The organism is Xylophilus sp. ASV27 (genome assembly GCF_016428875.1).
Taxonomy (GTDB): Bacteria; Pseudomonadota; Gammaproteobacteria; order Burkholderiales; family Burkholderiaceae_C; genus Xylophilus.
Window position 1 is genome coordinate 1 of record NZ_JAELTO010000174.1, and the last position, 5347, is coordinate 5347.

Consider the following 5347-nt stretch of genomic DNA (forward strand, 5'->3'; position numbering starts at 1 on the left):
CGACTGCACTCGACGCTGGCCTACGTCAGCCCGATGCAGTTCGAGCAGGACTGGCTTGCCAATCAACCAAGGCAAGCCACCTCATGAGCTCAGCTATGGGATACGGATTCCAGGGGCAAGGTCAAACTCGTTCGATATTGATGTCTGAGCGAGTCGTAGCTAGCTACGGAAGGTCTGCGCAATGCGCTTTGAGATGTGCTGAGGCGGCCTGACAGAGCCAATTTGCAAACAAGTCCAGCCGTGCCGCGGCCTTTGGGCCCTTGTGGGCCTGTTTTTCGGCCATCAGGCCGTTTGCAGGCGCACTCATGAAGGCTGCATGATCCTGCAGATCACGCAAGCTGGTGAACAATGCCTGTTCCGCGTCCGAAATATGCTGTCTTTTCATGCATGCAGTCTACGGACGGAGATGATTGCCGTAGAGGAGGCACCCCGCCATGGAAACCCGGCCCGCTCGGGGTGCTTTGCTGGGGGCGTGATTCTGTACGGCGTACTTTTGCGTGTCAGAGCGACACGGAGGCCGTATGGATATCGTGACTCCCGAGGTCAGGAGCCGGATGATGCGAGGCATCCGGGGCAAGGACACAGGCCCCGAACGGTCGGTGCGTTCTGCTGCTCACCGCCTTGGCCTGCGGTTCAGGCTTCACGTGCGCGAACTTCCCGGGCGGCCGGATCTCGTGTTCCCGCACCACAAGACCGTGATCTTTGTGCATGGCTGTTTCTGGCACCGCCATGATTGCGGCTTGGCGGCAACGCCGAAGACGAGGGAGGAGTTCTGGCAGAAGAAGTTCGCAGCGAACGTCTCCCGTGACGCCGGGAAGAGGGATGACCTGGAGCGAGCCGGCTGGCGGGTAGTGGAGATATGGGAATGCGAGACGCGTGATCCGGTGGCTCTGTCACTCAGACTGTCTGCGATCTTCGGACTCCCGTTTCCGGAAGCGCATGAAGGCCCGTAGCACCGGCTGAATGCCTTTCCGTGGCTTCCTGAAGGCACCTGACGATGTTCTCGACGACCGAGGCGCATACGCCATTGCCGCACAGCTTCACCTTCTCCCGGCGGCTTCCGACAGGGAACTGGTGGTGGTCCGGCAGGGACATTGCCCGGGCAAGCTCGGTTGGTTGCAGCATGCGCATCACATACCTGTTGCTGCTCTTGCGGACAAGAGCGAACCGGTCGATCGTTGTCACGGTCCGGAGGGGCTGATCGAGGGTCTGCCAGCTCTTCTCCCCACCAGAACCGTAGTACACGAGCAGGAACTCCGCATTGGCTCCCAGGGTCTTGATCGCATGCCGGGCTCTGGCGGCGGTGTTCTCGGCGCGGCCTTCGACAAAGAGCGGAGTCTCCGGCCAAGTGCCTTCCGGATCGAGGATGTCCCTGACCGTCTTCCTGGGAGTGTCCGGGGCAGGGCGGATCGGCGGAGGGGGCATGTTCAACCCTCCGATCAGGAACAGCCGGACACGGGCCTGTGGCGCTCCGAAGCCAGCGGCGTTGATGACTTCTTCGCGCATCTGGTAGCCCAGAGCCTTGAGCATGTCGATCAGCTCCTGGTATCTCCCCCAGGTCTTCATTTCCTTCACGTTTTCGATCACGAACCAGCGTGGCTGCAGCGCGGCAATCCACTGGACGGTGTACATCGCGGTCTCGCGGCTCTTCTCGTCTCGCGGTGCAGCTCCCTTGGCCACCGAGTGGTTCGTGCACTCGGGTGAGGCCAGCAGCAGGTCAACGGTGCCCGGCCTTGCGTGGGCCAGCGGATCGATCTCCTCGATCCGCTGGTTCAGGACCGTGGCTGAAGGAAAGTTGGCCTTGTAGGTCTTGCAGGCGATGTCCCAGAGGTCAACGGCGACCAGCGGTTGCAGGCCGACCGTCACCGCTCCACGTGCCCCGAGCCCTCCACCGCAGAATAGGTCTACAAAGGTTTTCATCGCCATCACAGAGGTCTTCCATCCTGTTGCCCTGGGGCCAGGCTACCAGGTCGGTGGAACGGTGACCAGGCCATCCTGCAAAATATCGTTACCGATGCCTGAGAAAATGGTATCAAAACAACGAAGCAGGAGAGTTTATGCCGCGGTTGAGGCCTCGGGCAAGGATAGTCCGGACTATTGGGGACCAGCTCATCAGCGGCCCCGAGGCGGCACTCATCGAACTGGTCAAGAACGCCTTTGATGCTGACTCGCCCTCCGTGCACATCGTGATCGTTCCGCCCGAGGACGGGCGCTGGGAGGGAGATGCCGGGCTTATCACGGTGACGGACGCCGGCCACGGCATGTCGGCTGCGGACCTTGTCGACAAGTGGTTCGAACCTGCGACCAGCGACAAGGTGGAACGACGTCTCAGCCCCGGCGGTCGCACCATGCTTGGCGCCAAGGGTGTCGGCCGTTTCGCGACAGCCAGACTCGGGCGGTTGCTCCACCTCCGGACAGCACACAAGACGTCCGGGCGCCGGCTTGAAGTCAGTGAGATCGACATCGATTGGGGCCGCTTCGAGCAATCCAAGTACCTTGACGAGGTAGAGATTGACTTGGCCTCCAGACCTGGTGGGCGCGGAGAGGTCCCCGGGGTGGAACTGCAGATCAGGGCGCTGCGGGATCATTGGACGAGGAAGCAACTGGAAGCCCTGGTGCGCGAGTTGCGTCGCATGGTGTCGCCCATCGCGACCAAGGAAGGGGACTTCCGGATATACCTCGATCTGTCGGGCTTCAAGCAGGACGTGCACGGTTTCGATGGTCCGCCGCTGGTTTCTGGCGCACTCGACCTGATCGAGAGTGAGGATTCCGGTTCACGGGACTCTACGGAGATCCGGCCCCTCAGCATTGATCGTGTCTTCCACTACATGGTCAAGGGCACCTTCGACGCGAAAGGTCGTTTCAAGGGCACTTTCGTCAACCAGCGTGGAGATGCCAAGCCCCAGCCGATCGAGATTCCAGCATCGGAGCTGACTCCAGAAGAGGCGCCCTGTGGCAAGGTCGGTCTGAGGCTGAACATCTACGATCGCGAAGGCGACGCGATCGTGGAGCTTTTCGAGAAACTGGGCCTGGGTTCCATCGGCCGCCTTGATGCGAGACGAGTGCTTGACGAGAGCATCGGGATAGGCATCTACCGGGGAGGGTTCCGCATCCGTCCCTATGGCGACGCGGAAACCGACTGGCTTGAACTGGAGCGCATGCGGGTCCAGAACCCTTCAAGGAAGCTGGGCTTGAACCAGGTGTGGGGAATCGTCGAGATCCCTGATGAGAAGGCATCGAGCCTTGTCGAACGCAGCAGCCGGGAAGGTCTTGAGCACAATGGCTCATTCGTCCGGCTCAAGCGACTGATAGCCGATGTGCTTGCGCATGTCGAATCGATGCGACAGGACTTCCGGCAGAGTGCGGGCCTCAGCAGGAAGTCCCGCGTTGACACCGATGAGGTCAGGAGCAACGCCAGTCTGCGTGCTACGAGCAGAGTGGTTGCGAGTCTGCCGCCCAAGTACCGGGACAAGGTCGAGCGCGCGATCAAGCAGGACAGCGCCGCATTGAAGACGTCGATCGACGAGCTTGAGACCTATCAGCAGGCTCTGGCTTCCAGGTCAGCACTCGGTCTGGTCGTGGCGCAGGTGCTGCATGATGGCCGACGATTCCTGTCCGACATCTCCACACGTTCCAAGAGACTCGCGGATGGAGCCCCTAGGCTGGAGGAGCAGAGTGCCTTCGGAAAACACTTCCGTGGCTCGTTCGGGAAGGAGGCCGGCTCGATCAGTCAGTCAGCGGGGCATCTGAGCAGGCTGTTCAAGTCGCTTGATCCCGTTTCGGGGAAGAAGCGCGGGCGCCCCAAGGCGTTCAACGTCCAGGAGGTACTGAGCCGGTGCGTGGCGCTCTTTGGCGATGCGATCAGCGACACGGCAGTCGAAGTGGTCTACGAGCTGCCAGAGCAGATCGCGCCAGTCCTCGGCTACGAGTCCGACCTTATGGCTGCAGTTCTCAACATCATTGACAACGCCGTCCATTGGCTCGGAACGAGTCCGACAAGGCCGAGAAGGCTGCTCTTCTCCGTCAGCCAGTCAAAGAGGTATGTCCGCGTTTCGATCTCGAACAACGGGCCGTTGATCGACGAACGGTTCCATGCGCGGATGTTCAGCCCGGGCTTCTCCCTCAAGACAGAGGGTTCCGGGATCGGGCTCGCCATAGCCAGGGAAGCGATGCGGGCGAGCAAGGGCGATGTTGCCTTTGACGCTGAGGCGGATCAGACAACTTTCGTCATCGAAATGCAGAGGGCTCCGCAGAAATGACATCATCAGTCCCAGAGTTGAAGATCCTCGTCGTCGAGGACGAAGATTCGAAGATATCCGAATGGCAGGACGCGATTGCCGCCCACAATGCGGATGAAGAGAACAAGGGCTTCCGCATCCAGATGACGACGTCCAAGAACGTCACTGATGCCAAGCGGCAGCTGGATCTGCATCGGCTTGATGCCGTTGTCGTGGATCTCCGGCTGCAGGTCGAGCCTGGTGTCGCCGACAACAACAGTCAAGGCAATGATCTGGTCCGCCACATTCTCGAAGTCCAGCCTCTTGGCGTTGTGGTCTATACGGGGCAACAGGCTGATGCCGACACGGCCAGCTACGACTGCCCGCAGGTCAGGGTCATGGACAAAGCCGACGGCATGGAGCAGGTCTTCACTTGGCTGGGAGAAAACAAGGATGTCTTCCTGCGTCTGAGAGGCGCCAAGAGTGCGTTCAACCGGGAGACGGCCAGGGTGTTCTTCCGTTCGATCTGGCCGCGCTGGAGTCACTGGACCAGTTCAACAGTGCAAGGGGCGGATCTGACCGAAGTTGTCGCTCGTCACGTCGTCGCGCATGTGCACGACTCCATGTTGAATGCTGGCGGTGATGCCACCCACCCGGAGGAGGCGTATTTCGTTCCTCCCTTGAAAGCTCGACTCGATACTGGTGACCTAGTTCAGTACGACGGAGGCACATGGGTTGTCGTCACGCCGCGCTGCGATTTGGCGAACCAGGGCAAGGTTGCCACGATCCTCTTGGCTTTTTGCGAGGACATCTCTGCCAAGTGGAAAGAACTGGAAGCCAGCGGTAACGCCAACAAGGCCGCAAAGGATATGAAGAGGCTGATACAGCATGAAGGGATGCCCAAGCAGCATTTCCTGCATCCGATGCGGGATGCCGCGGGTCAGGCCAGGGGCCCATGGATGGTCCAGTTCCATCATTTGAAGGCCATCGCGGCTGAGCAGGCTGACCTTGCCCCTGGAATCCGTATCCCATAGCTGAGCTCATGAGGTGGCTTGCCTTGGTTGATTGGCAAGCCAGTCCTGCTCGAACTGCATCGGGCTGACGTAGGCCAGCGTCGAGTGCAGTCGGGC

General features: G+C 60.5%; 5 protein-coding genes. 3 read left to right on the forward strand and 2 right to left on the reverse strand.

The window, feature by feature from the left end; translation table 11 throughout:
• Positions 1 to 163 precede the first annotated feature (163 nt).
• Complete coding sequence (locus tag JHD63_RS21595) at positions 164 to 385, reverse strand: hypothetical protein (protein ID WP_198972857.1); 222 nt, start codon at positions 383 to 385, stop codon at positions 164 to 166.
• A 136-nt stretch (positions 386 to 521) separates the two neighbouring features.
• On the opposite strand from JHD63_RS21595, the gene JHD63_RS21600 reads away from it, so the two are divergent.
• Positions 522 to 953, forward strand: a complete 432-nt coding sequence (locus tag JHD63_RS21600) for a very short patch repair endonuclease (RefSeq protein ID WP_198972858.1) — start codon at positions 522 to 524, stop codon at positions 951 to 953.
• On the opposite strand, the gene JHD63_RS21605 is transcribed toward JHD63_RS21600, so the two are convergent.
• Complete coding sequence (locus tag JHD63_RS21605) at positions 898 to 1926, reverse strand: DNA cytosine methyltransferase (protein ID WP_198972859.1); 1029 nt, start codon at positions 1924 to 1926, stop codon at positions 898 to 900. The two genes, JHD63_RS21600 and JHD63_RS21605, sit on opposite strands and share 56 nt — an antisense overlap.
• A gap of 131 nt (positions 1927 to 2057) precedes the next feature.
• On the opposite strand from JHD63_RS21605, the gene JHD63_RS21610 reads away from it, so the two are divergent.
• A complete protein-coding gene (locus JHD63_RS21610; protein ID WP_198972860.1) occupies positions 2058 to 4259 on the forward strand; it encodes a sensor histidine kinase in 2202 nt (733 codons plus the stop codon).
• A gap of 17 nt (positions 4260 to 4276) precedes the next feature.
• A complete protein-coding gene (locus JHD63_RS21615; RefSeq protein WP_198972861.1) occupies positions 4277 to 5251 on the forward strand; it encodes a hypothetical protein in 975 nt (324 codons plus the stop codon).
• The last annotated feature ends 96 nt before the right edge of the window (positions 5252 to 5347 follow it).

Bases quoted from the DNA above. Each gene is read 5' to 3' on its own strand.
- JHD63_RS21595 (WP_198972857.1), bottom strand. From the start codon at position 385: ATGAAAAGACAGCATATTTCGGACGCGGAACAGGCATTGTTCACCAGC.
- JHD63_RS21600 (WP_198972858.1), top strand. From the start codon at position 522: ATGGATATCGTGACTCCCGAGGTCAGGAGCCGGATGATGCGAGGCATC.
- JHD63_RS21605 (WP_198972859.1), bottom strand. From the start codon at position 1,926: ATGGCGATGAAAACCTTTGTAGACCTATTCTGCGGTGGAGGGCTCGGG.
- JHD63_RS21610 (WP_198972860.1), top strand. From the start codon at position 2,058: ATGCCGCGGTTGAGGCCTCGGGCAAGGATAGTCCGGACTATTGGGGAC.